The sequence below is a fragment of the Microbacterium sp. NPDC012755 genome, from assembly GCF_042901325.1.
GTDB lineage: Bacteria > Actinomycetota > Actinomycetes > Actinomycetales > Microbacteriaceae > Microbacterium > Microbacterium natoriense.
Window position 1 is genome coordinate 2,194,446 of sequence record NZ_JBIBCT010000001.1, and the last position, 25,773, is coordinate 2,220,218.

The following is a 25,773-nucleotide window of genomic DNA, read 5'->3' on the forward strand; positions in this document are numbered from 1 at the left end:
AACAAACATGTCCGTATCGGATGAAACGCGTCCTCCATCGTCGTCAGACTACGCCGGTGCGAACACTCACGCCTTCGGGCCTGGACGCCACCTGCGCTCCCGTTCCAAAGTGCTCCCCGAGCACGCCCGCGGGCACAACCGCGCCCTCGTTCTGCAGACGCTCTACCACGCAGGGGCGATGAGCCGGGCAGACCTCTCCAGGGAGACCGGACTGACCCGCGTGACGATCTCCGACCTCGTCGCCGAGTTCATCGCCGACGGCATCGTCGTCGAGATGGGCATCCGCGAGACCGTGGGCCCTGGCAAGCCTCCGATCCTGATCGACATCGATCGCGTCGGCCACCAGATCGTCGGAATCGACCTCTCGGGTCCGAGCGCCTTCGTCGGCGCCGTCCTGAGCCTCGACGGCGACGTGCTGGAGCGCCGTGAGGTGCCGCGCCCCGAGGCCGCAGACGGCGCCGCCGCCTATGCGGCGACGCTGGAGCTCGCCCGCACCCTCGTGGCCGCGGCGACGCAGCCGGTGCTCGGCGTCGGCCTCGGCACCCCCGGTGTCGTGCGCCCCGACGGGCTCGTGCTCAGCTCGCCGAACCTCGGCTGGACGAACCTGCCGCTCGAGGCCAAGCTCGGCATCGACCTCGATCTGCCCGTGCTGGTGCGCAACGACGCCAACGCCGCCGTCCTCGCCGAGTACACCTTCGGCGAGGCGAAGGCCGACTTCATGCTCATCAAGATCGGCCGAGGAGTGGGCGCCGGTCTGATCACCGGCAGCCAGCCGCTGCTGGGCAGCCGCTTCGCCGCGGGCGAGATCGGCCACGTCGTGGTCGGCACCGACGGCGGCCCGCGCTGCGCGTGCGGCAAGGACGGATGCCTGGAGGCCTGGCTGAGCGTCAGCAGGCTCAGCGCCGCGATCGACGCGACCCCCGAGTCGCGCGATGAGATCCTGCGCGACGCCGGCACCCGCATGGCCATCGGCATCGCTCCGATCGTCGCCGCGCTCGACCTCTCCGAGGTCGTGCTGTCGGGCCCTGCCGAACTGCTCGACGGGACCCTCATCGACGCCGCCATCGAGACCCTGCACGCCCGCACCCTGGAGGGCGTGTTCGAAGACGTGGAGATCCGCCTGACGCAGCAGGACGACATCGTCCTGCGCGGAGCCGCGGTGATGGTGCTCTCCAGCCAGCTGGGAGTCTCGTGACCGCGAGGCCGGTCCGGGTCGGCCTCGACGTCGGTGGGACCAAGATCGACGCCGTCGCGGTGGGGGAGGACGACGAGATCATCGGACGCGTCCGTCGCCTGAGCGGATGGGGTGGCGAGGAGGTCGTCGCGAACGTCGTCGACGCCGTCACCACGCTCGCCGTGGAGTCGGGCCTCGACCTGGCCGACATCGGGTCGGTCGGAGTCGGCATCCCCGGACTCGTCGACGAGGAGTCCGGCCGTGTGCTGCACGCCGTCAACCTCGGCGTGGAATCCCTCGACCTCGCGGAGCTCGCGAGCGCCCGTCTCGGCATCGGATTCCGGGTGGAGAACGACGTCAAGGCCGCCGCCCTCGGCGCTGCGGTGCTGCGCGGAGCTGCGGGATCGATGGCGTACCTGAACCTCGGCACCGGCGTCGCCGCCGGCATCGTCGTCGACGGTCGGATCTGGCGCGGCTCCCGCGGCACGGCCGGCGAGGTCGGCCACCTCTCCGTCGACCCGAACGGCAGGCTCTGCGGATGCGGCCAGGTCGGCTGCGTGGAGACGCTCTGCGGCGGCGGTGCTCTGGCCAAGGCCTGGGGCCGCCCCGGTGCGCTCCCCGTGCGGGACATCCTGGATGCCGCGGAGTCCGGCGACCCGCTCGCGCTCGCCCTCCGTGCCGACCTCTTCGCCGGGGGCGCTGCCGGAGTGCGCGTCCTCGTCCTCTCGGCGGACGTCGACAGGGTCATCATCGGCGGTGGCCTCACCGCCCTCGGAGACCGTCTCGAAGACGGCATCCGCTCTGCTCTTCTGGCCGGCGCTGCATCGTCGCCGTTCATGCGCTCTCTCCACCTGGATGAGAGAATCGAGATGCTCCCCGCCGGGTCTCCGGCGGCCGCTTTCGGCGCCGCCCTCGTGGGTGCGTCCGTCCCTTCGAAGGAGATCGTTTCCCATGGCTGAAGTCGTCATCGTCGAGAACAAGGAAGCCGCAGGGGAGCTGGTCGCCGCCGAGATCGTCGAGCTGATCACCGGTCGTCCGGATGCGGTTCTCGGACTCGCCACGGGCTCGACCCCGCTGCCGGTCTACCAGGCCCTGCGCTCGCGGCTCGCCGGTGTCGACGTCTCGCGGGTGCGCGGCTTCGCCCTCGACGAGTACGTCGGCCTCGACCCCGCGCACGTCGAGAGCTACCGCTCGGTGATCACCCGAGAGGTCGTCGAGCCGCTCGGACTCGACCCTCAGCGCATCCACGTGCCCAACGGCGCCGAGGCGACGATCCAGCACGCGGGAGAGGACTACGAGGCGGCCATCACGGCGGCGGGCGGCGTCGACCTGCAGATCCTCGGCATCGGCACCGACGGGCACATCGGGTTCAACGAGCCCGGCTCGTCCTTCGCCTCCATCACGCGCGTCAAGACCCTCACCGAGCAGACCCGTGAGGACAACGCCCGCTTCTTCGACTCGATCGACGACGTGCCCCGCCACTGCATCACCCAGGGGCTCGGGACGATCCTGCGGGCGCGGCACCTCGTGCTGCTCGCGTTCGGCGAGGGCAAGGCGCAGGCGGTGGCGGATGCCGTCGAGGGGCCGCTCTCGGCGCTCCTCCCCGGATCGGCCATCCAGCTGCACCCGCACGCGACCGTCGTCGTGGACGAGGCCGCCGCGTCGCGCCTGAAGCTCGCCGACTACTACCGCTATACGTTCGCGAACAAGCCGGCCTGGCAGGGCATCTGACCCGAACCGGAGCGTTTCGTCTCGGTCGCTCGACTCGAGTCCGCTGTCGGTCGTTGAGCGAGCGGAGCGAGACGAAACGCGGTGAGGTTCGTGCGCCTCTAGCGCGACCAGGCGATCGGCAGCAGGTGCTCCACGCTCAGCGGGGCGAGCGGGAGCGTCTCCGCGTCCTCGCGGGTGATCCACCGCAGCTCCGCGAGCTCGGCCTGGACCGTCACGGCGGCGGGGTCGACCGTCGCGGCGAAGGCTTCGGCGACCACGCGGTGCCCCGGCTCGTTCGCCGCCTCCGAGATGAACGTGCCCAGGGGCTCGAGGTCACCCTCGTCGAGCAGCACGCCGAGCTCCTCGTGCAGTTCGCGGACGAGCGTCTGCGCGGGGGACTCGCCCTCCTCCGGCTTGCCGCCAGGCTGCATGAAGCGGACGGTGTCGTTCTTCCGGACGACGAGCACGCGCCCGTCGTCGTCGACGATGACGGCCGCGCTCACGTGGATGTCAGGCATGGAACACCTTTCCCGGGTTCAGGATGCCGATGGGGTCGAACACCCTGGTGATCTGCCGCTGCAGCTCCCACTGATCGTCGCCCAGCTCCTCGGCCAGCCAGCGGCTCTTCAGAGTGCCGATGCCGTGCTCGCCGGTGAGCGTGCCGCCCAGGGCGATGGCGGCGCGGAACAGCGCGCCAGCGGCATCCCACACGTGCTCGGGCACATCGGGGCCCTCGAAGATGAAGTTCGGGTGCAGGTTGCCGTCTCCGGCGTGCGCGACGGTCGGGATCGTGAGCGCGTACTCGCGTTCGATGCGTGCGATCTCGTCGAACATCGCCGGCATCGCGCTGCGGGGGACCGAGACGTCTTCGATGAGCGTGGTGCCGAGCGCTGCCATGGCCGCGTGCATGGATCGGCGGACGGCGAGAAGGCGTTCGCCCTCTTCGCGATCGTGCGAGACCTGCACGGCGCCGCCGGTCGTGCGGAGGACCTCGGCCACGGCATCCGCCTCGGCGACGGCGGCGGGACCGTCGGCCTGGATGGTCAGCTGCGCCATGCCGGCATCCGGCGCTGGCAGGGACAGCAGAGCGGCGACCGCGGCCAGGCTCGCCGCATCCATCAGCTCCATGATCGCGGGCTGGATGCCGGTCGCCGTCACCGCCGCGGAAGCGACGGCTGCCGCCCGCACGCTGGGGAAGGTCGCGGTGATCGTGCACGTGGTGCCGGAGACGAGCCGGCGCAGCTTCAGAGTGGCACCGACGATGACACCGAGCGTTCCCTCCGAGCCGATCACGAGAGAGGTGAGATCGAGGCCGGTCACGCCCTTGACGCTCCGATGCCCCAGATGGAGCAGTCGTCCGTCGGCGAGGACCAGATCGACGCCGAGCACGGCGTCGCGCACGACTCCGTACTTGGCGCAGAGGAGCCCGCCTGCGCCCGTGGCGATGTTGCCGCCGACGGTCGAGATCGCGCGGCTGGCGGGGTCGGGCGCCCACCAGAGCCCGTGCTCGGCGAGCAGGTCGTTGAGGTCGGCGTTGAGGATGCCCGGCTCGACCACCGCGAGCAGATCATCGGCGCGGATCTCGGTGACCGCGGTCATGCGCGCCGTGGAGAGCACGATCTCTCCCGCGCCTCCGTTCGCGGCCCCGGCGAGACCGGTTCCCGCGCCTCTGACGACGACCGGCGTACGCGTCGACGTGGCGATGCGCATGACCTGCTGGACGTGCTCGACCGTCTCGGCGTGCACGACGGCGAGGGGGAGACCGGGAGCGGCGTGACCCGAGCGGTCGGCCCGTGCGGACTCGAGCGCGGCGGGAGCGGTGTCGACGAGGTCGCCGAGAGCGGCTGTCAGCTGCTCGAGCGCGGTCATGACAGGCTGCGGCGCCCGCTGACGAGTCCGGCGCCGACGGCGACGACGCCGAAGGCGATGCCGACGAGCGGCTGGTCCATGAGCCACCATGCGATGGTGACGCCGACGTAGATCAGCAGTTCCACAGCCGCGCGGAGGAACGGGTGCAGCCGGAGGACAGGCTTGGGAGACAGGAACAGCGCCCAGACGAGGATGACGATCACGGGGGCGCCGATGCCCAGGACGACATTCCACGGCAGCGGCCAGGTGGCGAAGCCCCAGAGCGCGAGTGTGCCGACGGCGACGACCAGGACGATGGCGCGCACCACGTCGAGCACGGTGATGTTCGGGCGGTCTACGCCGGGTACGGGTGCGGATTCCTGGGGCATGACCCCAGTCTATTCGCCGCTCGGGAGCTACTCGGCCGGCGAAGGAGCGGTGCCGGCGACGTCTGCGACGGTGTCGACCGCGGCGCCCAGCAGGCTCGCCTGCGCGGGTGCGGCGGAGTCCTCAGGAGCAGGTGCGGCGGGAGCCTCTACGGGCGCGGGCGCGGGTGCGACCTCGACCGGTGCGGGCGGTGCTGCCGGCTCGACGGGGGCCGCGGGCTCCACCGGAGTAGCGGGCTCGACCGGAGCGGCGGACTCGACCGGAGCAGGCGGAGCCGATTCCGCGGGCCCGGGAGTCGATGTCTCGGCGGGGGGCTCCGTGCTGGTCGGTTCCGTCGGAGTGGGGGGATCCGTGACGACACCGATGCCGAAATCGCAGAGGAATTCGGGATAGAAGTCGTTGAGCTCGCGCAGGGTCGTGCTCGTGACGGCGCCCTTCTTGTCTCCGGCCACATAGAAGAACTCGACCGTCGCGTTCTCGCAGATCTGCTGCAGCGATGGCCGCAGGTCGATCGTTCCTTCGCCGGTCGTCGAGTCGAGGGCGGAGGGAACGAGCACGACCTCGCCGTTTCCGGCGGTCGAGCCGCCGAGGAGAGTGCTCACCTTCGCCTGGGCCACTCCCGTGACGGGGACCCGATAGTGCGTGACGATCAGATCCTGCTCGTCGAAGGAGAAGCTCACCGTCGCGCTCCCGACCGTCGGAGCTCCCTCCGGCAGCACCGGAGGCTCGGGGTCGATGGGATCGATCGGGTCGACGGGCTTCTCGGGGTCGACCGGCTTCACGGGGTCGACGGGCTTCTCCGGAGTCACCGGGGGCGCCGGCGGCGTCACCACGGGAGCGGATTCCGGAGCGGAGGCCTCTTCGACCGGCGGCTGCGGCGCCGGGGGTGCAGGCGGTGCCGGCGGCTCGACGACGGTCGTCTCCTCGGACGACATCGAGTCGTCGGGGGCAATGTCGGCGGCGATCGACGAGGAGTCGCTCGCCGCGGCGTTCGACAGCGAGGTCGACGGGTCAGCGCTGCTGAGGCCGGGCAGGATGGTGGCCGCCGCGACGACGCCGGCGACGATGAGCGCCGCGGAGCCAGCTCCGACGAGCGCGCCGACTCCGGTGAAGATGCCTCCGGCCGCTGCTGCGCCGCCGCCGCCCGCAGAGCCTCCGGCTCCGGATCCTGCAGATCCGCCGGCTGCTCCGCCCGCGGCGCCACCGGCGACGACGACGCCGCCCTGGACGACGCTGGAGGGCATGGCCGCCAGCGCGACGATGGGTGCGCCGCCGCCCTGGAGGGTGGCGAGGTAGCCCGCCGAGCCGGCGATGCCGAGCACGAGGGGGAGCAGTACGAGCGCGAGGCGCTTCGAGACGTCCTTGGCCTCGGCGGCGACGATCATGCAGCGTGCGCACTCGTCGAGGTGCTGTTCGAGGCGCTTGTGGTCGCGAGTGCTCAGGTTTCCTCGCGTGTACGCGCCGAGATGCTCGATCGTCCACTGGCAGTCCGACCCGGGGGCCGCGCTGCGCAGGTGCGCCTGGATCCACGCTTCTCTGAGGCCTTCGCGAGCACGGAAGGCGAGCTGCGACACGGCTCCGGCCTTCATGCCGAGCAGCGGCGCCACCTCATTGGGCTTCATCTGCTCGATCTCGGTGTACCAGAGCACCTCCTGCCAGCGGGAGGGGAGGCTGCGGAAGGCCTGCGAGGTGAGACCGCGGTCGAGGGCCTCGTTCGCCGCCTGCTCGGTGCTGTCAGGGTCGGCGACCGCGTCGAGCTCATCGATCGCGGACTCCCGGCGGGAGCGTCCCCATGCGGCGGCGGTGTTGCGGATGCTGGTGAAGAGGTAGGCGCGGAAGGAGCCGTTGGGTCCGCCTCCCTTGATGATCGCCTGGTAGATGCGGGTGTAGGACTCCTGCACGAGGTCGTCGGGGTCGATCGAAGACGTGATCGAGCGCGCGACGGACATGCCGGACGGATAGTGCCGTCGCCACAGTTCGCCGAAGGCCGTCGCGTCACCCGAGCGGGTGCGCAGAACCAGGTCGGCGTCCGCGATCGCGTCGTCGTGCAGTGTGTTCTCGTCGTCCACAGTCATCCATCTGTCGTGGGGCGCGGGTGCGCCTTCACATGAAGAGACGCGTGAGACCGCTCTTCATCACGCGTCTTTTCCATTCTCTCCCGATTCTTTCAGCTAGGCCACCCCTGACGAAAGTCCAAAGCAGATCATGAGTTTTGGCCAAAAGTCCAGGTCATTCACTATTTCCGAATCTGTGGCCTGGCGGAGGGGAAAGATTTTCGAAGATTTTCTGGGAAGTCGCGTAATGAACGGCGGCTGAGTTCGTCTCATCACGTAGAGACAGCCATAAGGGCTCCACCGGGGGGCGGAGTCCTGAGGCGCTGGTGCGAGGGGTAACAGCACCAGCTGGCGGGTCGGGAGCCTCGGGGGAGGAGTTCCCGGCCCACCTGCTCTGTTGTGGGGGTGAGGCCGCCGATCTGGGGAGAAGGCGGCCTCCCGCCCCGCACATATTTCGACCGGAGAGCGCAGAGCTGCGCGTCGTCGCGCGATGCGCGGTTCTCAGAGCCGCTGACCCACCCATACGCGCGCGACGCGCAGCTGTGCATCGAGAAGCACGGCGTCGCCGACCGATCCGATCCGCAGGCAGCCGATCCGTTCGCCGCGCCCGATCGCGCGGGCCGGGGTCTCGGTCAATGCGCGCACCGCCTCGGGCAGCGTCACGCCCGCCTGCACGGCCCTCAACAGAGCCACATCCTGGGTCAGCGTGGAGCCCGCGATCGACCCGGTGTCGTCGGCGCGCGCGATCCCGTTCTCGACCGTGACGCTCACCGTGCCCAGGTCGTAGTGGCCGTCGGCGCTGCCCGCGGCCGCCATGGCGTCGGTGATCAGCGCGACCCTCCCGGGGGCGGAGTCGAACACGAGCTTGATCACGTGCGGGTCGAGGTGCACGTTGTCGGCGATCGCCTCGAGCACGACGCGGTGGTCGGCCGCTGCGGCGAGCACCGGCCCGGGGGCGCGGTGGTGGATGCCGGGCATCGCGTTGAAGGCGTGCGTGAGGATCGAGGCTCCCGCTTCGAAAGCGGCGACGGCCATCGCGGCATCCGCATCGGTGTGCCCGACCGCGGCCGCGGTGCCGGCGGCGACGATCTGCCGGATGGCGTCGAGCCCTCCGGGGAGCTCCGGCGCGATCGTGATCTGGCGGATCGTGCCCCGCCCCGCCTCCAGCAGGCGCTCGACGTCACCCGCCACAGGGTGCCGCAGCAGCGTCGGCTCGTGGGCGCCGTGGTGCCCGGGGTCGAGGAAGGGGCCTTCGAGGTGCGAACCGAGGATGTCGGCATCCGTCTGCATCAGGTCGGCGATGCCGGCGACGCTGAGCGCGAGCTCGTCGAGTGTCGCCGTGACCAGCGAGATGACGGCGCGCGTCGTGCCGTGCGCGCGGTGCAGCGCCCTGCCGGTGCGGATCGCCTCGATGCCGTCGTCGAAGGCGGCGCCTGCGCCTCCGTGGCCGTGGATGTCGACGAACCCCGGCGTGAGCACGGCATCCGCTCCGGCGACCGCGGACGCATCGACGATCTCGTCGGCCGGCGCCCAGTCCGACCCTGAGCCGCGCGAGGCCACGGCGCCGTGCTCGAATCGCACCCAGCCGTTCTCGACGATCTCGCCGCCGTCCACGACGCGTGCGGAGTGGATGACGAGCGAGCCCGTCGTGGAGGTGTGGACGCTCATCGTGCGCTCCAGGGGATCTCGGGGCTGGGGTGGAAGTCGACCCCCTCAGCCTTCCACAGTGGAGCGAGTGCACCCAGCCGTGCGCGGAAGGAGTCCCAGGTGCGCTCCGGCGCGGTCTGCGGCGACCAGGCGATCTCCGCCTGGGCTGCGGCGCGCGGGAAGACGAGCTGCTCGACCTCGGAGATGGTGCGGGTCGTCTCGCTCCACAGCGGGGTCTCGACTCCGAGGATCGCGGTGGCGGGAACGTCGAGCACGGCTGTCGGCTCCCACTCGTAGGCGGCCCGGACGTCGATGATGGCAGCCCAGTCGAGTCCGAGCGGGAACTCCGGCGTGTACTTCATGTCGAGGTAGGCGACGTTCGAGGCCGACATGATGAGCGCCCCGCCGCGTGCGACGAACTGCGCTGCCTCCTCGGCATGCGTGCCCTGCGGGGTGGTGTTGCCCCAGTACTGTCCGACAGCGCCCTCCGCGATGTCGGCCGCTGAGCCCATCTCGTGCCAGGCGACGGGCGTCTTGCCCGCCGCGACGACGATCTCGGTGGCCCGTGCCGCGAACAGGTCGAAGTCGGCCTGGGGGGTTCCGAGCGACTCGTCGCCCCCGACGTGGATGTACGGGCCTGGGGTCATCTCGGCGAGCTCGCGCACGACGTCGCGCACGAAGTCGTAGGTGCGCTCCTCGTGGATGCGCACGCTGGAGTGCCCGACGCCCCAGCCGATGTAGGTCTCGCCGGCGACGGGGAGCGGCTGACCGAGGCGCGCGGATTCCGAGATCAGTCCGTCGTTCAGCACGGGGGCCTCGACGAGCTCCGGGTACGCGACGCCGATCGCGTGCGTGTGGCCGGGGAGGTCGATCTCGGGGATCACGATCATGTGGCGGGATGCCGCGTGCGCGACGATCTCGCGGTAGTCGTCCTTCGAGTAGAAGCCGCCGGGGTCGCCGTTCGCCGATGTCGTCGCCGCCAGTTCGGTGAGCTTCGGCCAGGAGTCGATGTGGATGCGCCAGCCCTGGTCGTCGCTCAGGTGCAGGTGCAGGTGGTTGAACTTGAGGGCGCTGGTCGCGTCGATGAAGGTCTTGACGTCGTCGACGCCGAAGAAGTGGCGTGCGACGTCGAGCATCACGCCGCGGCGGGCGAAGCGGGGCGCGTCCGCGACGGTGGCGAGGAGGAGGCCCCAGGAGCCGTCTTCGTCTTCGCGCAGCAGCTGCAGCAGGGTCTGGATGCCGTAGAAGAGGCCGGCGTCATCGGCGCCGACGACCTCGACACGCTCGCCGACCGTGAGGCTGTAGCCCTCGGGCTTCGCGACAGTGCCGTCGACGCGCAGAGTGATGTCGGCATCGCCCTCGACGGAGGACAGCCGGATGCCGCTGCGTCGGGCGACCGCGTCGATAAGCTGCGCCGTGGCGGCTGCGGGTCCGGACACCGAGGAGGCGGCGGTGAGCGGCATCCGTCCTTCTCCTGCGGTGGCGGTCACGGGCGCTGGAACGAGGGGCAGAAGATGGGGAAGGACCATGAACAAAACCTATCGCCTGGGGTGATCCCTGGATATAGGGAATGTTGTTTCTTTTCGCACGGTAGCGGAGCGTTATGGGGCACCTATCACGGTCGCGGCAGGGGAGACCCGGCGTATCAGGATCGAACATCGAGAGGACGGCTGGGCGTCGACTCTCCAGTTGAAGTGGAAGACGCCGTCGTCTCCGACGACGGCGGCGATCGTGCCCGGCACGGCTCTGCGTCGGGACTACGGTCTGGTCACGCGCACGACGGCCGACGACTCCACCACTGTCGCCGGGGCGGCTGATGGTCCAAGTAGTCCCCCATTTCGCCCTGGACGCGGTGATCGGCATCAAGACCCCTCCGGCAGATGCCGTCGGATACGTCGTAGGCTCAGCGGTGCGCGGCGCGTTTGCCGTACCCAGGGCGAACATCATGCGAAAGAATATTCAAATCGTCACGCAAGCTGCAAGAGATCTCTTTCAAACTGGTGGACGGCTGATACGCGCAGTTCGTGGTCGTGCCTTTTAGTTTTGAATGATGCCCACGATGAGAAAAGAAACTCAGATGGATTCAGGTTCTCCGCATGACGGTGACCCGAAGTTGACGACCGGCAGAACGCTACTGTGGGGGGCAACTATGCCTCTAGCAAGCCTACTTTCCTTGCTTGCCATCGGCGGTGTGGGTGCCCCCTGGACAATCAGCTCCTCTGTTGCACTAGCGCTTGTCTGTGCGATTGGTGATTTCATTCTTCGGCGAAGGAATGCGCGGCGTGACGGCAGCACCGTGGAGGGACAATCACCGTAGATTAGCTCTGATGAAGGCAACATTGACAATAATTAGGTCAGGGACGTGCCGTTCCCAGTAACGCTGCTCGGGCGCCATCCGCCTCTATATACCCGCAGGGGAAAGGTGATGGGATGAATGCTCTGATCGAAGTGGGGGATTTGAGCGTGTCCCAAAAGGTGATCAAGATCGGGTGTTGCCTACAGTGTTCAAGGATCCGGTCGCCTGGGTGGACTCGGTGGTTGGAACCGTAGAGATCCCGGAGACCGGGAAGGACGCTCCAGCGCGGCCATTGATGGACGACGATCGCTTCTGGTCTCTGATCGACCGTCTCGGCGGGTCGTTGGAGGACGAGAAGATCGCGGAGCTGACGGAGGCATTGGAGGCGTTGCCGTATCGGGATGTTCTCTTCTTCCGTGACACGTTGGTCGCGCGGTTGCGTGAGCTTGACCAGCCCCTCAATGCCGTCGGTGTGGGAGAGGGGGAGGAGCGTGTGATCAGTGCGGATGCGTCGTTGTACTACCGATGCGAGATCGTGGCGGCGGGTCGCGAGGTGTTCCGCGATCGCGTGGAGCATCCGCGACCTGGCAGGGATGCCGATGGCGCTAGCGGTGAAGCATTGCTAGGTGTCGCGGAAGATGCTTCCGTCTCCAGGCTGCCTGAACCGGATGCGTCTGTCGAGACGGGAACGAACCCGCTGTACTGGCCCGATGCGCCCGATCCGTTGCCGGATCCGTGGGCGTCGATTCCGAGTCCTGGTCCTTTCTCCTATGACATTCAGTTGTCTCGGTTGCGTCTTGGTCCGTGGAGTCAACGACGATTCATAGTTTGGTTGGCGTACGCGACCACGGCGGAGGGAACTGTGCGCGAGATGATGGGGTGTGTCATGCAGGGGAACAACGAGGCCGCGCGTGAGGAAGTCGTCGCCTACGTGCGTGCCCGGCTGCGCGATGGAGAGACGCTGCATCCCAACGTCGTCACCTACGCTCCGGGAATCGACGGCGTCGCGACTGGGCATCAGATCGCCGGAGGGACTCGACGTAGTCGATTGAGCATGGATGAGTATGTCCAGAGGTACTATACGGGCGAGCTCGCTCCGGCCGGGATGCGGAAGGCCGGCGAGCAGCACGTGGAGAGATCGGATACTTCTGTTGGACATGAACTCCCGCCAAGGCTTACGCCCCGATCCGCGGGATCGAGAGCCTTGCCATGATCGTCATCTTTGACGTCATTGTCCTGTTCGCTCTCTGTGCATTCAGAGGGTTGTATCTACTGGTATTGATACCCGCAACATTTCTTGGATGGATCTTCGTCCACTCGTGGCGACAGAGGACCAGTTTTGGTGCGTGCCTGGGGTGGTACGACTGGAACATCTTTCTATTTCTTGCTACGGGACTCGTCGGAGTGCGTGCGGGTAAGTACATGCCGACTGCTCGATACGTCAGACTGGTACACATGGCCAACATCTCGCACAGAGTGGGATGGATGGGTCGAACCCTGCAGAACTTGGATAGTGACTCAGCGCAATCAAGTTCATAGAGTGCTGCGGGCGGCGCTGTCCATCAGCGGTGCGGGCCCATCCCGGATGCGTTCGAGCGGCGCCGGACGTCGGCTGCGACAGGCAAGGCTTCTAGAAGGAATCTGATGTCCTCCGACCCCTCGCACGGCGAGGGACTGTCAATGGACGGGCTTCCACGTTGACAGCGGAGCGGTGATCCACGACGTGGAGGGCGAACGCTATTGCTTCTCTGAAGGTGGGGCGTCGTCCTGGCGTTCAGACGCAGCTTTCTCCCGTTCCCGGCGGCGAACAGATCGGAAGATGAGTGCGAATCGCCAGATCAGGAATGCTCCGACACCCCACCACGCGAGCGCGAACCACACCGGCAGTCCGCCGTCAAAGCCCTGAGTGATCATCATGATCGTGCCGACGACCACAAGCACGACACACATGATCAGATTGACGGCAGAACCGACGCGACCGTACGCCCCGTACTTGCCCAGCGGTCCGAAACGTCCGTGCGGATCGATGCTCACGACACCATTATGGCGGGCCAACAGCGTGGTCCGTCACTCGCGGCTCCGTTCTGTTGCACTTCCACGTGCGGGTGCGTGCCGCCCTTCCAGAGGAGAAGTTGCGGTTTTCTCCTTACACTTGCGAGACGTGCTCGCTCGAGTTCGTCCACGACGGTCGCCTCAGATAGGACGGTTCTATGGCTCTGCCGACGACGGCCATCCCCGCGGGTAGGGCGGGGCGGGCGCTGAGGCTGGCCGTGAGTTCAGTCTTCACCGGGTTCGTGCCTGCCATGTTCCTCCTCGGCCCGATGGGCGCAGGAGTGCCGCAGGCGATTCATGTCATCCTGATAGGACTCCTCGGCATGACGGGCTGGCTCTGGGTGCGGCTACCGTTCACGGGGGTGATCGTGAGCGGCGACGTCGTCACGGCGACGTCATGGTGGTCGCGCAGGCGGTTGCATCGGGGCAGCATACGGATGTTCCGAAGCCGGCCGTACGAAGGCCCCTTCTTCTACCTCGCTTGGACGATCGTCGATGGGGCGCTTGCGAGCAGAGACGTCGAGGTTGAGCTGAAGGATGGCACGACCACTGTTCTTCGCGGCACGGTCTGTAACAGCCGCGTGTCCTTCGACATGGTTCATGCGCTCAACGCCTGGCTTGATGAAGAAGGGGACGCAGAGTCCTCACCTTTGAGGAGACACCGTCGAACAAGGAGTGCGAAGAACGATGAGCACAAACGATCCCCAGCCTGACTGGGTGCGGCTCGAAGAGCGCGCCAAGGCGGCGTTCGATCAGGGGAATCTGCTGCATGCCCGAGATCTTCTCGTCGAAGCATCCGGTGCAGTTGGTGCAGACTCGATCGTGTTCTCGAACCTCGGACTCGTCAGCCTGGGGCTTGAGGACTATCAGGGAGCCATCGATGCATACAGCACCTTGGCGGAACCGGATCTGCAGAGTCGAGTGAATCGCGGCCTGGCCTACGAGCGGGTGGGTGATGTCGAGTCGGCGAGAGCGGACTACCGGGCGGCGCTCCTCCTTGATCCGGACGACGTCGCCGCCCTCGTCAACCTCGGCACGTTGGAGTTGGAGTTCGGCTCCGACGACGCCGGACGGGCAGCACTTGAGCATGCGTACGCCCTTGACCCCACGACCGGCTGGCAGCTGAGCGATGCCTTGCGTGCGGCAGGGGACCTCAATGCTGCCGCGGATGTGCTCCGTGCTGCGGCAGAAGCCGGTGAACCGCGTGCGTACCTCGACCTTGCCGATGTCGAACACGAGAGGGGAGACCTCGACGCGAGCGAAGCGGCGGTCGAGGCCGCGATCGCGGCAGGCGTCGCGGAACAGGCCGATGATGACGAGGGGGCGGGTTCGTAGCTGTGGACCACAACTCGACGGACTCCCGTGATGTCGGCTTCGTCGGGACATACGATCGAGTCCTGATAAGAGGCGCTCGAGGGATGGGTACGCATGAAGATGCAAGACGGCGTGAAGGGGCCGCGGGGCCAGCGGCGCGTCCTCGCCAAGGCCGTGTTCGGCGGATACGACTTTCGCGACAGCCGTCAGATCCGCCGGCGCCGGCTACTCTATCGCGCTCTTGCAGTTATCTGTATCGTCCTCGGGGTAGCCCTGGTCCTGTTCGAGATCGTCTCCTTAGTGAGAGGAGTCTCGCTGAATGGCCCGGCGCTCGTACTGCCCTTCCTGATGCTCGGCGTGCCCAGCTTCGTTTTCTGGGTGAAGGCGAAGGATCACGCCCTTTTCTGGCGCGAGGAAGTCGAACGCGAACGGGCGCTGGCGGAGGCGGGGCCTCTGCCATCGGAGTAAGAACGCCTCGAAGCCTTCTTTTCCGGATCTGCTCCTGAACCAGCACTACAGAAAGGTGCTGGGGGCGTACTGGTGACGACCGCTGCTATCGTCCAGATACGAGCGTCAGCGGTGACCGAGGGAGCAAGCGTGTCGGTGGTGTCCGGAATCCTCATGGCCATCGGCATCCTGCTGTTGGTCTCGGGCGTCGTCATGCTCGTGGGGCGGCGTCGGGTTGCTGCCAACATGTCGCAGGCCGGAATCGTCAAGGGCTCGCGGATGTCCGCGACGACCTACTCGGTCCTGATCTCCGTGATGCAGCTGCTCATCGGCGCCGGCCTCCTGATCCTGACGCCGCTGACATCCTTTCGGAGCCGTGAGGACAACTTCTTGCGTGCCCTGACCGCTCTCTCCGAGATCCTCGGAGCAGGGGGCATTGTGCTCAGCATCGCGCTCGTCATCACAGGCAGTGCGGGGATGCTGTTCGGCTTGCGCTTCATCTGGCGGGCATGGAAGGACAGGTCGAGCTGGCAGCACGATTCCTCCGGCTTGCTGACAATGCCCACACGTGATCGAGTGAGGATGGGCGGCGGAACCGTCCTCGCCACGTACGGTGCGATCGCGGTCGTGTTCGGCATCCTGCTTCTCGCGACCTACGCGGCCGGCGTGTGATCATGAGCGAACCGCAAACGGGGCGCGATTCGCGGCAGGACCAACGCGCGGAAGGAGCCAAGAGGATGAGCTTCCCCAAGGGGCTAGGTTGGCTTCTCCTTCACTTCATTCGCGGGCTCGCGCTGTGGGTTGTGATTCCCAGCGCCTTCTTGGCCTGGCTCCTGGTTCACTCGTGGGCTCAGAAGGCGTCTCTAAAGCAGGCGCTCGCCTGGTACGACGCGAACCTGATCGCGGCGCTGTCTAACGGTCCATTCCGTTGGCTGATGCGTCGGGAAGTCCGGCCGTCCTTCGTACGCATGTCGGGCATGAGCACGATCAGTACACAGAGGATCCCCTGGTTCGACGTCAGCGCCCTGTTCGACCACGGCTGAGCCGCCCCACGCGGGCGCTGTGGATAAGTCCTCACGCTGTCGTTGCACACGGCTACGGTCAACCGCATGAACATAATCTCCCTCGTGCATGCAGATCTGCATGCTATCGTCGACCACATGGTGGCGATCCAAGTGCGCGACGTTCCGGAGAGCGTGCGAGACGATCTCGTCCGCGCCGCGCGAGAGCGAGGGCAGTCGCTCCAGGCGTTCCTCGCAGACGTGCTGGAGACGGAGGCGCGCAAGTCGCGCAACCGCGAACTTCTGCGCACGATGACGCCGATCCCCGTGCTCGGCGGGGCGGCGCCAGGGGAGATTTCGGAGCTGATCCGTCGCGGCCACGAGGGGCGAGACGCGCAGATCATCGACACCGTCACACGGCCAGATCAGCCATGATCGTCGTCGACGCCTCGGCGGTCGTCGACGTCATCATCGACGGCACCGCGCACGGGGCGGCGGTGCGCACCGCGATGTCGCTCGATGCCGACTGGGTCATGCCAGCGCACGGCCCCTCGGAAGCGGCGAGTGCTCTGAGAGGACTGTGGCTCGCTCGACGGTCGAGCGACGGCGACTTCCGCGCGCAGCTGACTCAGCTGGCACGGTTCGAGATGCGTCTTCTTCCGATCGCTCCTCTTCTGCCTCGTATCGGCGAGCTCGCCGCCAATGCCACGGTGTACGACGCGGCGTACCTCGCGCTCGCGGAAGAGCTCGGGGTGCCGCTTCTGACCACGGATCGGAAGTTCGCGGGCGTTCCGGGGGTCCGAGCCGAGGTCCAGGTCGTCGCGCGCGAGTGAGCGCGGTTCGGCGTCATCTCTGCGGCCCGAGCTCGCGGCATCCGCTATGCTCGTAACCGTCGCGACTGGCGTCTGGGTGGACTACCACCGGGGAGCGACTGACCACGGAATTCGACCGCGCGCCTGGGCCGATGGAAGCACCCCTTTCGAATCCGTTGTCAGAGGAGCACGTCACATGACCGACCGTTACTTCAACGCCCCGCTCGCCGAGGTCGACCCCGAGATCGCCGAGGTCCTCGACCGGGAACTCAAGCGCCAGCAGACGTTCCTCGAGATGATCGCATCCGAGAACTTCGTTCCCGTCTCCGTGCTGCAGTCGCAGGGCTCGGTGCTCACGAACAAGTACGCCGAGGGCTACCCCGGTCGCCGCTATTACGGCGGCTGCGAGGAGGTCGACGTCGCCGAGGAGCTCGCGATCGCCCGCGCCAAGAGCCTGTTCGGCTCGGAGTTCGCGAACGTCCAGCCGCACTCCGGCGCCTCCGCCAACGCCGCTGTGCTTCACGCGATCGCCCGCCCCGGCGACACGCTGCTCGGCCTCTCGCTCGACCAGGGCGGCCACCTCACCCACGGCATGAAGATCAACTTCTCCGGCCGCCTCTACAACATCGTCGCCTACGGGGTGAACCCCGAGACCTCGACCATCGACATGGACGAGGTCCGCCGCCTCGCCATCGAGCACAAGCCGAAGGTCATCATCGCCGGCTGGTCGGCCTACCCGCGCACCCTCGACTTCGCCGCGTTCCGCGAGATCGCCGACGAGGTCGGCGCGCTCCTCTGGGTCGACATGGCGCACTTCGCCGGCCTCGTCGCCGCGGGGCTGCACCCGAACCCGGTGCCGCACGCGCACGTCGTCTCCTCGACCGTGCACAAGACCATCGGCGGACCCCGCTCCGGCTTCATCCTCACCAACGACGCCGAGATCGCGAAGAAGATCAACTCCGCCGTCTTCCCCGGACAGCAGGGCGGCCCGCTCATGCACGTGATCGCCGCCAAGGCGACGGCGTTCAAGCTCGCCGGCACCCCGGAGTTCAAGGAGCGTCAGGAGCGCGTGCTGCGCGGCGCCGCCATCATCGCGGAGCGTCTGTCTCAGCAGGACGTGAAGGATGCCGGCATCGCCGTGCGCTCCGGAGGCACCGACGTGCACCTCGTGCTCGTCGACCTGCGCGACGCCGAGATCGACGGCAAGCAGGCCGAGGACCTCCTGCACGACATCCACATCACCGTGAACCGCAACGCGGTGCCGAACGACCCGCGCCCGCCGATGGTCACCTCGGGTCTGCGCATCGGCACCCCGGCGCTCGCGACGCGCGGCTTCGGCGACGCCGAGTTCACCGAGGTCGCCGACGTCATCGCCCTCGCGCTGCAGCCCGGCGCCGACGTCGAGGCGCTCCGTGCCCGCGTCGACGCGCTCGCCGCGGCCTTCCCGCTGTACCCCGACCTGCAGCAGTAAGCACCACGCTGCTGCGTTTCGTCTCGCTTCGCTCGCTCAACGACCGGTTCCGCGTGACCCCGGTCGTTGAGCGAGGAGCGCAGCGACGAGCGACGTGCTGAGCGAGCGCAGCGAGTCGAAGTGGCGAAACGCCCCGTGAGAAGTAGAACGAAAGAGAGCGCGACATGACCGCGAAGATCCTCGACGGCAAGGCCGCCGCAGCATCCATCAAGGCCGAGCTCACCGAGCGCGTCGCCGCGCTCCGCGAGAAGGGCATCGTCCCCGGCATCGCGACGGTGCTCGTCGGCGCCGACCCGGCGTCGCAGCTCTACGTCGGCATGAAGCACCGTCAGTCCGAGGCGATCGGGATGAACTCGATCCAGCGCGAGCTCCCCGCCGATGCCTCGCAGGCCGACGTCGAGGCGCTGATCGACGAGCTCAACGCCGATCCCGACTGCCACGGCTACATCGTGCAGCTGCCGCTGCCGAAGCACCTCGACACCGACGCGATCCTCGAGCGCATCGACCCGGCGAAGGACGCAGACGGCCTGCACCCGACCAACCTCGGTCGTCTCGTGCTCAACGTGAACAACCCGATCCACACGCCGCTGCCCTGCACCCCGCGCGGCGTCATCGAACTGCTGCTGCGCAACGACTACGACCTCAAGGGCAAGCACGTCGTCGTTGTCGGACGCGGCGTCACCATCGGCCGCCCGATCGGCCTCCTGCTCACCCGCCGCGACATCAACGCCACCGTCACGCAGGTGCACACGGGCACGCCCGACATGTCGCCGTACCTCCGCCAGGCCGACGTGATCGTCGCCGGCGCCGGGGTCAAGCACCTCATCCGCGCCGAAGACGTCAAGCCTGGAGCCGCCGTGCTCGACGTGGGCGTGACGCGCGAGACGGATGCCGAGACCGGCAAGAGCCTCGTCTTCGGCGACGTGCATCCCGACGTGGCCGAGGTCGCCGGCTTCCTCTCCCCGAACCCCGGCGGCGTCGGACCGATGACCGTCGCCCTGCTCCTGACGAACGTGGTCGAGGCGGCCGAGCGGCTCGTCTGACGCGTCACGTCTCGTGGGGCGTTTCGTCACCTCGAGTCGCTGCGCTCGCTCAGCACGGCGCTCGGTCGCTGCGCGTCCTCGCTCAACGACCGGGTTGCTCCGCGGAGCGGATCAGCCGAGCTCGTCGAGCATGCGGCGCTGCTCGGGGGTGAGGCCGTCGTTCAGCTCCTGGCGCGCCTCGGTCGTCGCGGGGGAGTCGGGGGTGGGAGCGGATGCCGCGGCATCCGGCCTCTTCGAGATCTTCGCGGAGACGGTGTCGTACACCTCGCCCGCCTTGGCGCGCAGCCTGTCGTCGAACTGGTCGTAGATCATCCAGCCGAAGAGCAGGATCAGCGGAGGCAGGACGAACGCCCAGAAGCCCGACGCGCGCACCCCGCTCAGCCACACCGTCAGCACCCAGACGATGAGCTCGACGACGTAGACGAGCGCGTACTGCACGGTCTTCTCGCCGACCTTCGTGCGGCTGGCCGACGACTTCGCGGCGGACTTCCGGAACGCGGAGCCGAGCACGGGCTTCACGAACAGCGCGGCGAGGGTGAGGATCACGGCCGCCCACAGCGCGTTGAAACCCACGCGGACGCCGCTGAACAGCAGGCCGATGAGCAGGAGGACCGCGACGTTGAACACGTAGAGCGCGGCGAACCGGACGATTCCGTTCTTCATGCGACCAGACTTCCACATCTGCGCGCCGTGCGGCACCTCACGCGCGCGGGAAGGAGCGCTCCACTGCGTCGACCACGGCATCGTAGACGGCATCCCAGTCGGGCACCTCTGGCGCGACTCCGGCGAGTTCGAGGCTCACGGCGCCGTGCACCTGCGCCCACACCGTGACGGCGGCAGCCATCACCTGCTCCTCCGGCACGCGCGCCGCGAGGGCGCGCACGAGCGGGGCCATCGCGGTGGAGGTGGTGGCGGCATCCGGAGCGCAGTCCTCGACGGTCGTGATCGCTCCGCCGAACATCAGGCGGTAGAGGGCGGGGTTGGCCTTCGCCCACCCTCGGTACGCGTATCCGAGGGCGCGGAGCCCCTCCGGCTCGGTCGCGGCCTGAGCGGCTCCGAACGACGCGAAGCCGTGCTCGATCACGGCGACCAGCAACTGCGCCTTGCCGCCGAAGAGGGAGTAGACGGCCGAGGTCGAGGTGCCGGCTGACTGGGCGATGTCGCGGAGGCTGATGCGCTCCGGGCCCTTCGCGTCGACCATCTCCGCCGTGGCGTCGAGCAGTCGGTCGCGGAGAGCGTCGTCGTAGGAGACAGGTCTTGCCATGGACGGAAGTCTATCGTAACGTTGTTTCATAACGTAGTTACATAACAACGTTCCAAGGAGAATCGCATGACTCAGCAGGTCTTCCCCGGTCGCTACACGGCAGCACCCGACCGGTCTGACATCACCGTCTTCGTCATCGGCATGCGGGCCAACCGCTGGTGGCAGCTGGGGAAGGTGTGGTGGACGGCCAGCAAGATGCCGCCGATGCTGCGGCACCTCGCCACCCATCCGGAGGCGGGGATGCTCGGCGCCCACAACTGGTTCGGGCGCACGACCATCCTGCTCTCCTACTGGGAGAGCCCCGAGCATCTGCAGCGCTTCGCCGCCGACCGCGACGCCCCGCACCTGCAGCCGTGGCGTGACTTCATGCGCTCGCTGCAGGGGTCGGGCAGCGTCGGCGTCTGGCACGAGACGTATCAGGTGCCCGTCGCCGATCTCGAGGCCGTGTACGTCGACATGCCCGCGTTCGGGCTGGCCGCGGCGACCACGCACGTGCCCGTCGGCCCGGGCATGAAGACGGCGCGGCAGCGACTCGGGCGGTGACGGAGGTGGGGTGGACGCGGCGGCATCCACCCCACCTCTCAGCCCTGGGGCTGCAGCGTGCCCTCGATGTTCGTGATGCGCGCGCTCTCGTCGAAGCGGAACGTGACCGATGCCGTCGCGTCGGTGATCGTGGCGCCGGTGTAGGCGTCGTCAGTCCAGGCGAGGTTCCAGCCGGCGAGGCGGGCGAGGTCCCACACGGCGGTCCTGGCGTCGGGCAGAGCCAGGCCGGAGAGGATGCGGGGGAGAGCGGTGGTCGCCGATGCGACGGTCAGTGCGGGCACGGGCGCGTCGAGGAGGAAGACCGCCCTGGTGCCGCCGGAGATCGGGGCGGAGTAGTAGGGCGAGCGTCCGGTGATCTCCACCGCGACGCCCGCGATCGTGTGCGCGGCGGCGGCGATCCACTCCTCGTCGCCGGAGGCGTCCGCCGGGAAGGGGAGCTCCGGCTCCGCCAGGTCGGCGAGTCCGTGCTCGACGCCGTAGTCGCGGAGCTGTGCGGCGACGCCCTGCGCGTCACCCTGCGGGTGCGCCCACGCCCACAGCAGCGACCGCGGCCCGGGTGCGATCGTCGCGATCAGATGGGCCGTCGTCACCAGCGTGCGCGACGGATCGGCGTTCGCGGTGAAGGTGATCGTGCCCGCCGTCATGTCGGCATCCCAGCGGTGGTCGCCGAGCTCGTCCGTCGCCGTGGCGAGGGCGTCCTGGCGGAGCGCGGTGAAGAGGGCGGAGCGGTCGGCGAGCGGCTGGAGCGCGGCGAAGGTCATACCCCCAGTCTCGCCCGGATTGCTATGAATCCGCCAGAGCGCTCATGTCGTCACGGCGCCATCCGGACGCCCCATGCGCCGCACGCTCGGCACGGCCAGAGTCATCAGCGCGATGCTCGCATAGAGGATGCCGGACGTGACCAGCACGGTCTCGACGTCGCTGTGGGTGATCAGCCAGCCGTAGATCAGCGTGCCGATCGGCATGGCCACGAAGCTGCCGAGCATGTCGTAGCTGGACACGCGGGAGAGCGTCTCGCCCGGCACGTTCTCCATCATCGCGAGATTCCACCCGGTGCTGAACACCTCGGCGCCGGCGCCGGCCACGAAAGCCGCGATCGCGAGCAGGACGACGGCGGGGTGGACGCCGAGCACCGTGAGCGGGATCGCGAACGCGGCCATGCCGATCATCCCGTAGCGGAGCGGTCGGTTCAGCGGGAACCACATGAGGATGAGGGTCATCAGGAGGATGCCGACGCCCTCCGCGCTGACCACCCAGCCCCAGCCGGTGATGCCGAGACGGGGGTCGTTCTTCGCGATGTACGGGCCGACGACACCCCACGCGCCCACGTGGATGGCGTTCATCACCATGAACGCCAGCACGACCACCCACAGCCAGGTCCTGGTGCGGAACTCGTGCCAGCCGGTGCGGAGATCCTGGAACAGCGTCGTCCCTCCGCCGTGCGCCGGCGGAGGAAGGCGGACCATCGCCAGCACGGGGATCGCGATCACCCACCCGATCGCCTGCACGACCATCGCCCAGGCGGGGCCCGCCGATGCAACGACGATGCCGGCGATGATGGGGCCGCCGATGGTGGTGGCCGAGCGCACGAAGGAGAGCATCGCGTTCGCCTGCTGCAGATGCTCCGGCGAGGCGAGCTGCGGGATGATCCCCTGCATGGCGGGCAGGACGAAGGCCGTTGACGCCCCGTTCAGCACGGAGAGCAGGGCGAGCATCGGCACGGTCGCCGTTCCGGTGAACAGCAGGGCGGCCATCGCCCCGACGGTCAGGATGTCGATGACGTAGCACGACTGGATGATCAGCGCTCGGGGGAGCCGGTCGGCGATCACTCCGCCGAACAGGAGGAAGACGATGTTGCTGACCGTGAAGGCGGCGAGCACGATCGACAGCGAGCGGGCGTCGTTGTCGATCTCCAGCACGGCGAAGGCGAGCGCGATCGACGACATGGATCCGGCGATCATCGTGATCGCCCTCGCCAGGAAGAACCAGCGGAATCCTGCGTCCTGCATCGCGGCGAGCCCGCGCGTCATCGGCGGTCCTCGCGTCTCTGCATCCGACCATCCTGCCACGCGACGCGACGCGACGAGTGGCGCGGAGGGGGCGCTCGGCGTCTACCAGGAGGGGCGGATGCCGGTGAGGGCCCAGGCCGCCTGGACGGCGGCGCCGAGGGCGACGTACTCGCCCGGCGCCGGGACCACGACCGGGATGTCGAACACCTCGCGGGCGACGGCCGCGACGGCGGGGCTCTGCGCGCCGCCTCCGATGAGCAGCACGCGCTCCGTGCGGACGCCGAGGTCGCGGATGGCGCCGAGGCCGAACGCGAGACCGCCGATCACGCCCTCGACCGCGGCCCGCGCCAGGTTCTCGCGACGGGTCGACGCGAGCGTCATGCCCGAGAGGGTCGCGGTCGCGTCCGGCCGATTCGGGGTCCGCTCGCCCTCGAACCACGGCTGCAGGGACAGTCCACCGGCACCGGGTTCCGCCTGCAGGGCGAGCCGCGAGAACTCTTCGAGGTCCACGCCGAGCAGGGCGGCCGTCACGTCGAACACGCGCGCGGCGTTGAGGGTCGTGACGATCGGGAGGCGGCCGCCCGCGGCATCCGCGAACCCTGCGACGGTGCCGGAGACGTCGAAGATCGGCGCATCGGTCACGGCGAAGATCGTGCCGCTCGTGCCGATGGACACGCCCACGTCGCCCGTGCGCGCGCCCATGCCGAGCGCGGCGGCGGCGTTGTCGCCCGCACCCGCCGACACCACGAGCCCACCGGAACCCTGCAGGTGCTCCGAGGGCCCGAGCACCCGGGGGAGCACCACATCCGACGCGTCCCTGCGGAGGGCGAGCGACAGCAGCTCGCGGTCGTAGACGTCGCGGACGGGGTCGAAGTAGCCCGTCCCGCTCGCGTCGGAGCGGTCGGTGACGAGCTCGCCGAGTGCGGGGCCGAGGTCGGACTCGTCGGCAGGGCCGTACCCGCGCAGGCGCCAAGTCAGCCAATCGTGGGGGAGGGCCACGGCCGCCACACGGGCGGCGTTCTGCGGCTCGGCGTCGGCCAGCCATCGGAGCTTCGTGACGGTGAACGACGCGACGGGCACCAGACCCGTGCGCGACGCGAACTCGGAGGCGCCGACCTCTGCCGTGAGATCGGCCGCGGCCTGCGCCGAGCGGGTGTCGTTCCACAGGAGGGCGGGGCGGATCACTCGGCCGGACTCGTCGAGCGCGACCAGTCCGTGCTGCTGCCCGCCGATGCCGATCGCCGACACGTCGTCGAGTCCGCCGGCATCCGCCAGTGCCGTTCGCAGCGCCGCCCACCATGCGGCGGGGTCGACCTCTGTGCCGGCGGGATGGGGTGCACGGCCGGTGCGCACGACCGCACCGGTGTCGAGGTCGCGGACGACGACCTTGCAGCTCTGCGTCGACGAATCGACGCCCGCGACCAGTGCCATCAGCGCGCGCCGAGCAGGTGCTCGGTGGCGAGCTGCTGCAGACGGACGAAGCCGAAGCCCTTGCCGCCGAGGTACGCGTCGGCGTCGAAGTCCTCGTAGGCGCTGCGGTCCGCGAGCAGATCGTCGTAGGACTCGCCCTCGTTCAGGGTCGGAGCCGCGAGTTCGGCGACCTTCGCCGCGGCCAGAGCCTCCTGCACCTCGGGGTCGGCGCGGAACGCCGCCGCGCGCTCCTTCAGCAGCAGGTACGTGCGCATGTTCGCGGCGGCGGAGTCCCAGACCCCGGTCTCGTCTTCCGTGCGGCTCGGCTTGTAGTCGAAGTGCCGGGGGCCGTCGTAGGCGGGGATGCCGTTCGGGCCGCCGTTCTCGAGCAGGTCGACGAGCGAGAACGCGTTGTGCAGGTCGCCGTGGCCGAACACCAGGTCCTGGTCGTACTTGATGCCGCGCTGGCCGTTGAGGTCGATGTGGAAGAGCTTGCCGTGGAACAGGGCCTGCGCGATCCCCGCGGTGAAGTTGAGTCCCGCCATCTGCTCGTGACCGACCTCGGGGTTCACGCCGACGAGCTCGGGGCGCTCGAGGGAGTCGATGAATGCGATCGCGTGGCCGAGCGTGGGCAGCAGGATGTCGCCGCGCGGCTCGTTGGGCTTGGGCTCGATCGCGAATCGGATGTCGTAGCCCTTGTCGGTCACGTAGTCGCCGAGCAGGTTGACGGCCTCGCGGTAGCGCTCGAGCGCTGCGCGGACATCCTTCGCCGAGTCGTACTCCGCGCCCTCGCGGCCGCCCCACATGACGAAGGTCTTGGCGCCGAGCTCGGCGGCGAGGTCGAGGTTGCGCAGCACCTTGCGCAGCGCGAAGCGGCGCACCTGACGGTCGTTGGAGGTGAAGCCGCCGTCCTTGAAGACCGGTGCGCTGAAGAGGTTCGTGGTGACCATCGGCACGATCAGCCCGGTGTCGGCCAGTGCGCCGGTGAGGCGGTCGATCTGCGTCTGACGCTCGGCGTCGGTGGACCCGAAGGCGAACAGGTCGTCGTCGTGGAAGGTCAGGCCGTAGGCGCCGAGCTCCGCGAGTCGCTCGACGGCGTGCACGACGTCGAGGTGCGGCCTGGTCGGTCCGCCGAAGGGATCGGTGCCGTTGTAGCCGACGGTCCAGAGTCCGAAGGAGAACTTGTCGTCGCGGGTGGGGGTGAGGGACATGGCTCGGATCGCTTTCCACGGTGAGGGCGAATTGTTGTTGCCAGGAACATATCAGGGGTGGGTGGCCTCCGCAACGTGTC

27 protein-coding genes and 1 riboswitch are annotated in these 25,773 nt (G+C 68.4%); of the genes, 14 read left to right on the plus strand and 13 right to left on the minus strand.

All coding sequences use genetic code 11. The features are described from left to right. Positions 1 to 7: 7 nt before the first annotated feature. From ACFY5A_RS10135 to nagB, 3 genes are read left to right on the plus strand one after another with little or no spacing between them, the layout of a single operon-like run. A complete protein-coding gene (locus tag ACFY5A_RS10135) occupies positions 8 to 1,195 on the plus strand; it encodes an ROK family transcriptional regulator (RefSeq protein ID WP_105677129.1) in 1,188 nt (395 codons plus the stop codon). After that, entirely contained in the window at positions 1,192 to 2,133 is a 942-nt protein-coding gene (locus tag ACFY5A_RS10140) for an ROK family protein (protein ID WP_341939960.1), read from the plus strand. The genes ACFY5A_RS10135 and ACFY5A_RS10140 overlap by 4 nt, the downstream gene beginning before the upstream one ends. Continuing rightward, positions 2,126 to 2,905 (plus strand): glucosamine-6-phosphate deaminase, encoded by a 780-nt coding sequence (gene nagB, locus ACFY5A_RS10145; protein WP_387233657.1) that lies wholly within the window; start codon positions 2,126 to 2,128, stop codon positions 2,903 to 2,905. The genes ACFY5A_RS10140 and nagB overlap by 8 nt, the downstream gene beginning before the upstream one ends. Before the next feature lie 98 nt (positions 2,906 to 3,003). On the opposite strand, the gene ACFY5A_RS10150 is transcribed toward nagB, so the two are convergent. The 6 genes from ACFY5A_RS10150 to ACFY5A_RS10175 form a co-directional block, all read right to left on the minus strand. Then, on the minus strand, positions 3,004 to 3,402 hold the full coding sequence (locus tag ACFY5A_RS10150) for an NUDIX domain-containing protein (RefSeq protein ID WP_105677125.1): 399 nt from the start codon (positions 3,400 to 3,402) through the stop codon (positions 3,004 to 3,006). Then, complete coding sequence (locus tag ACFY5A_RS10155) at positions 3,395 to 4,753, minus strand: FAD-binding oxidoreductase (protein ID WP_387233660.1); 1,359 nt, start codon at positions 4,751 to 4,753, stop codon at positions 3,395 to 3,397. Before ACFY5A_RS10155 ends, ACFY5A_RS10150 begins: the two co-directional genes overlap by 8 nt. After that, the gene (locus ACFY5A_RS10160; protein ID WP_341939956.1) at positions 4,750 to 5,121 is read right to left on the minus strand and encodes a YrdB family protein; all 372 of its coding nucleotides are present in this window, start codon (positions 5,119 to 5,121) and stop codon (positions 4,750 to 4,752) included. Before ACFY5A_RS10160 ends, ACFY5A_RS10155 begins: the two co-directional genes overlap by 4 nt. A gap of 27 nt (positions 5,122 to 5,148) precedes the next feature. Further along, complete coding sequence (locus ACFY5A_RS10165; RefSeq protein ID WP_387233664.1) at positions 5,149 to 7,194, minus strand: sigma-70 family RNA polymerase sigma factor; 2,046 nt, start codon at positions 7,192 to 7,194, stop codon at positions 5,149 to 5,151. Between the two features lie 480 nt (positions 7,195 to 7,674). Next, on the minus strand, positions 7,675 to 8,841 hold the full coding sequence (locus tag ACFY5A_RS10170; RefSeq protein WP_387233667.1) for an N-acetylglucosamine-6-phosphate deacetylase: 1,167 nt from the start codon (positions 8,839 to 8,841) through the stop codon (positions 7,675 to 7,677). Further along, on the minus strand, positions 8,838 to 10,349 hold the full coding sequence (locus ACFY5A_RS10175; RefSeq protein ID WP_387233670.1) for a family 20 glycosylhydrolase: 1,512 nt from the start codon (positions 10,347 to 10,349) through the stop codon (positions 8,838 to 8,840). The genes ACFY5A_RS10170 and ACFY5A_RS10175 overlap by 4 nt, the downstream gene beginning before the upstream one ends. A gap of 972 nt (positions 10,350 to 11,321) precedes the next feature. On the opposite strand from ACFY5A_RS10175, the gene ACFY5A_RS10180 reads away from it, so the two are divergent. Further along, the gene (locus ACFY5A_RS10180) at positions 11,322 to 12,329 is read left to right on the plus strand and encodes a DUF4240 domain-containing protein (RefSeq protein WP_387235923.1); all 1,008 of its coding nucleotides are present in this window, start codon (positions 11,322 to 11,324) and stop codon (positions 12,327 to 12,329) included. Positions 12,330 to 12,853: 524 nt separating this feature from the next. On the opposite strand, the gene ACFY5A_RS10185 is transcribed toward ACFY5A_RS10180, so the two are convergent. Further along, positions 12,854 to 13,150, minus strand: a complete 297-nt coding sequence (locus ACFY5A_RS10185) for a hypothetical protein (protein ID WP_387233673.1) — start codon at positions 13,148 to 13,150, stop codon at positions 12,854 to 12,856. A gap of 236 nt (positions 13,151 to 13,386) precedes the next feature. Between ACFY5A_RS10185 and ACFY5A_RS10190 the strand changes: the two genes are divergently transcribed. From ACFY5A_RS10190 to ACFY5A_RS10230, 9 genes are all read left to right on the plus strand, one after another. Further along, a complete protein-coding gene (locus ACFY5A_RS10190) occupies positions 13,387 to 13,881 on the plus strand; it encodes a hypothetical protein (protein WP_387233676.1) in 495 nt (164 codons plus the stop codon). Beyond that, positions 13,856 to 14,503 (plus strand): tetratricopeptide repeat protein, encoded by a 648-nt coding sequence (locus ACFY5A_RS10195; RefSeq protein ID WP_387233679.1) that lies wholly within the window; start codon positions 13,856 to 13,858, stop codon positions 14,501 to 14,503. Before ACFY5A_RS10190 ends, ACFY5A_RS10195 begins: the two co-directional genes overlap by 26 nt. Before the next feature lie 93 nt (positions 14,504 to 14,596). Next, positions 14,597 to 14,950 carry a hypothetical protein gene (locus ACFY5A_RS10200; RefSeq protein WP_387233682.1) on the plus strand — a complete coding sequence of 118 codons (354 nt, stop codon included), beginning with the start codon at positions 14,597 to 14,599 and terminating at the stop codon, positions 14,948 to 14,950. A gap of 111 nt (positions 14,951 to 15,061) precedes the next feature. Continuing rightward, positions 15,062 to 15,601: a hypothetical protein gene (locus tag ACFY5A_RS10205; RefSeq protein WP_387233684.1), complete on the plus strand. Its 540-nt coding sequence runs from the start codon at positions 15,062 to 15,064 to the stop codon at positions 15,599 to 15,601. 65 nt (positions 15,602 to 15,666) lie between these two features. After that, on the plus strand, positions 15,667 to 15,972 hold the full coding sequence (locus ACFY5A_RS10210) for a hypothetical protein (RefSeq protein WP_387233686.1): 306 nt from the start codon (positions 15,667 to 15,669) through the stop codon (positions 15,970 to 15,972). Between the two features lie 66 nt (positions 15,973 to 16,038). Then, positions 16,039 to 16,365, plus strand: coding sequence for a hypothetical protein (locus ACFY5A_RS10215; protein WP_387233689.1), 327 nt, complete (start codon positions 16,039 to 16,041; stop codon positions 16,363 to 16,365). After that, positions 16,362 to 16,763 (plus strand): type II toxin-antitoxin system VapC family toxin, encoded by a 402-nt coding sequence (locus tag ACFY5A_RS10220; RefSeq protein ID WP_387233692.1) that lies wholly within the window; start codon positions 16,362 to 16,364, stop codon positions 16,761 to 16,763. Before ACFY5A_RS10215 ends, ACFY5A_RS10220 begins: the two co-directional genes overlap by 4 nt. A 51-nt stretch (positions 16,764 to 16,814) precedes the next feature. Continuing rightward, positions 16,815 to 16,899, plus strand: a riboswitch (ZMP/ZTP riboswitch). Positions 16,900 to 16,938: 39 nt separating this feature from the next. Further along, positions 16,939 to 18,213, plus strand: a complete 1,275-nt coding sequence (gene glyA / locus ACFY5A_RS10225) for a serine hydroxymethyltransferase (RefSeq protein ID WP_105677150.1) — start codon at positions 16,939 to 16,941, stop codon at positions 18,211 to 18,213. A 164-nt stretch (positions 18,214 to 18,377) separates the two neighbouring features. Next, on the plus strand, positions 18,378 to 19,256 hold the full coding sequence (locus ACFY5A_RS10230) for a bifunctional methylenetetrahydrofolate dehydrogenase/methenyltetrahydrofolate cyclohydrolase (protein WP_341939943.1): 879 nt from the start codon (positions 18,378 to 18,380) through the stop codon (positions 19,254 to 19,256). A gap of 111 nt (positions 19,257 to 19,367) precedes the next feature. Here the strand turns inward: ACFY5A_RS10230 and ACFY5A_RS10235 are convergent, their stop codons facing one another. Both ACFY5A_RS10235 and ACFY5A_RS10240 read right to left on the minus strand, forming a co-directional pair. Further along, positions 19,368 to 19,919, minus strand: coding sequence for a phage holin family protein (locus ACFY5A_RS10235; protein ID WP_341939942.1), 552 nt, complete (start codon positions 19,917 to 19,919; stop codon positions 19,368 to 19,370). A 37-nt stretch (positions 19,920 to 19,956) separates the two neighbouring features. Beyond that, positions 19,957 to 20,520: a TetR/AcrR family transcriptional regulator gene (locus tag ACFY5A_RS10240; protein WP_387233695.1), complete on the minus strand. Its 564-nt coding sequence runs from the start codon at positions 20,518 to 20,520 to the stop codon at positions 19,957 to 19,959. Between the two features lie 66 nt (positions 20,521 to 20,586). Between ACFY5A_RS10240 and ACFY5A_RS10245 the strand changes: the two genes are divergently transcribed. Beyond that, positions 20,587 to 21,063 carry a DUF4188 domain-containing protein gene (locus ACFY5A_RS10245; RefSeq protein WP_105677156.1) on the plus strand — a complete coding sequence of 159 codons (477 nt, stop codon included), beginning with the start codon at positions 20,587 to 20,589 and terminating at the stop codon, positions 21,061 to 21,063. 38 nt (positions 21,064 to 21,101) lie between these two features. Here ACFY5A_RS10245 and ACFY5A_RS10250 read toward each other — a convergent pair whose 3' ends face one another. From ACFY5A_RS10250 to xylA, 4 genes are all read right to left on the minus strand, one after another. Then, positions 21,102 to 21,824, minus strand: coding sequence for a DUF6882 domain-containing protein (locus ACFY5A_RS10250; protein WP_387233698.1), 723 nt, complete (start codon positions 21,822 to 21,824; stop codon positions 21,102 to 21,104). A 42-nt stretch (positions 21,825 to 21,866) separates the two neighbouring features. Beyond that, a complete protein-coding gene (locus ACFY5A_RS10255) occupies positions 21,867 to 23,093 on the minus strand; it encodes an MFS transporter (protein WP_387233701.1) in 1,227 nt (408 codons plus the stop codon). 81 nt (positions 23,094 to 23,174) lie between these two features. Further along, entirely contained in the window at positions 23,175 to 24,503 is a 1,329-nt protein-coding gene (gene xylB / locus ACFY5A_RS10260) for a xylulokinase (protein ID WP_387233704.1), read from the minus strand. Beyond that, on the minus strand, positions 24,503 to 25,693 hold the full coding sequence (gene xylA, locus ACFY5A_RS10265) for a xylose isomerase (protein WP_387233706.1): 1,191 nt from the start codon (positions 25,691 to 25,693) through the stop codon (positions 24,503 to 24,505). The genes xylB and xylA overlap by 1 nt, the downstream gene beginning before the upstream one ends. Between the last annotated feature and the right edge of the window lie 80 nt (positions 25,694 to 25,773).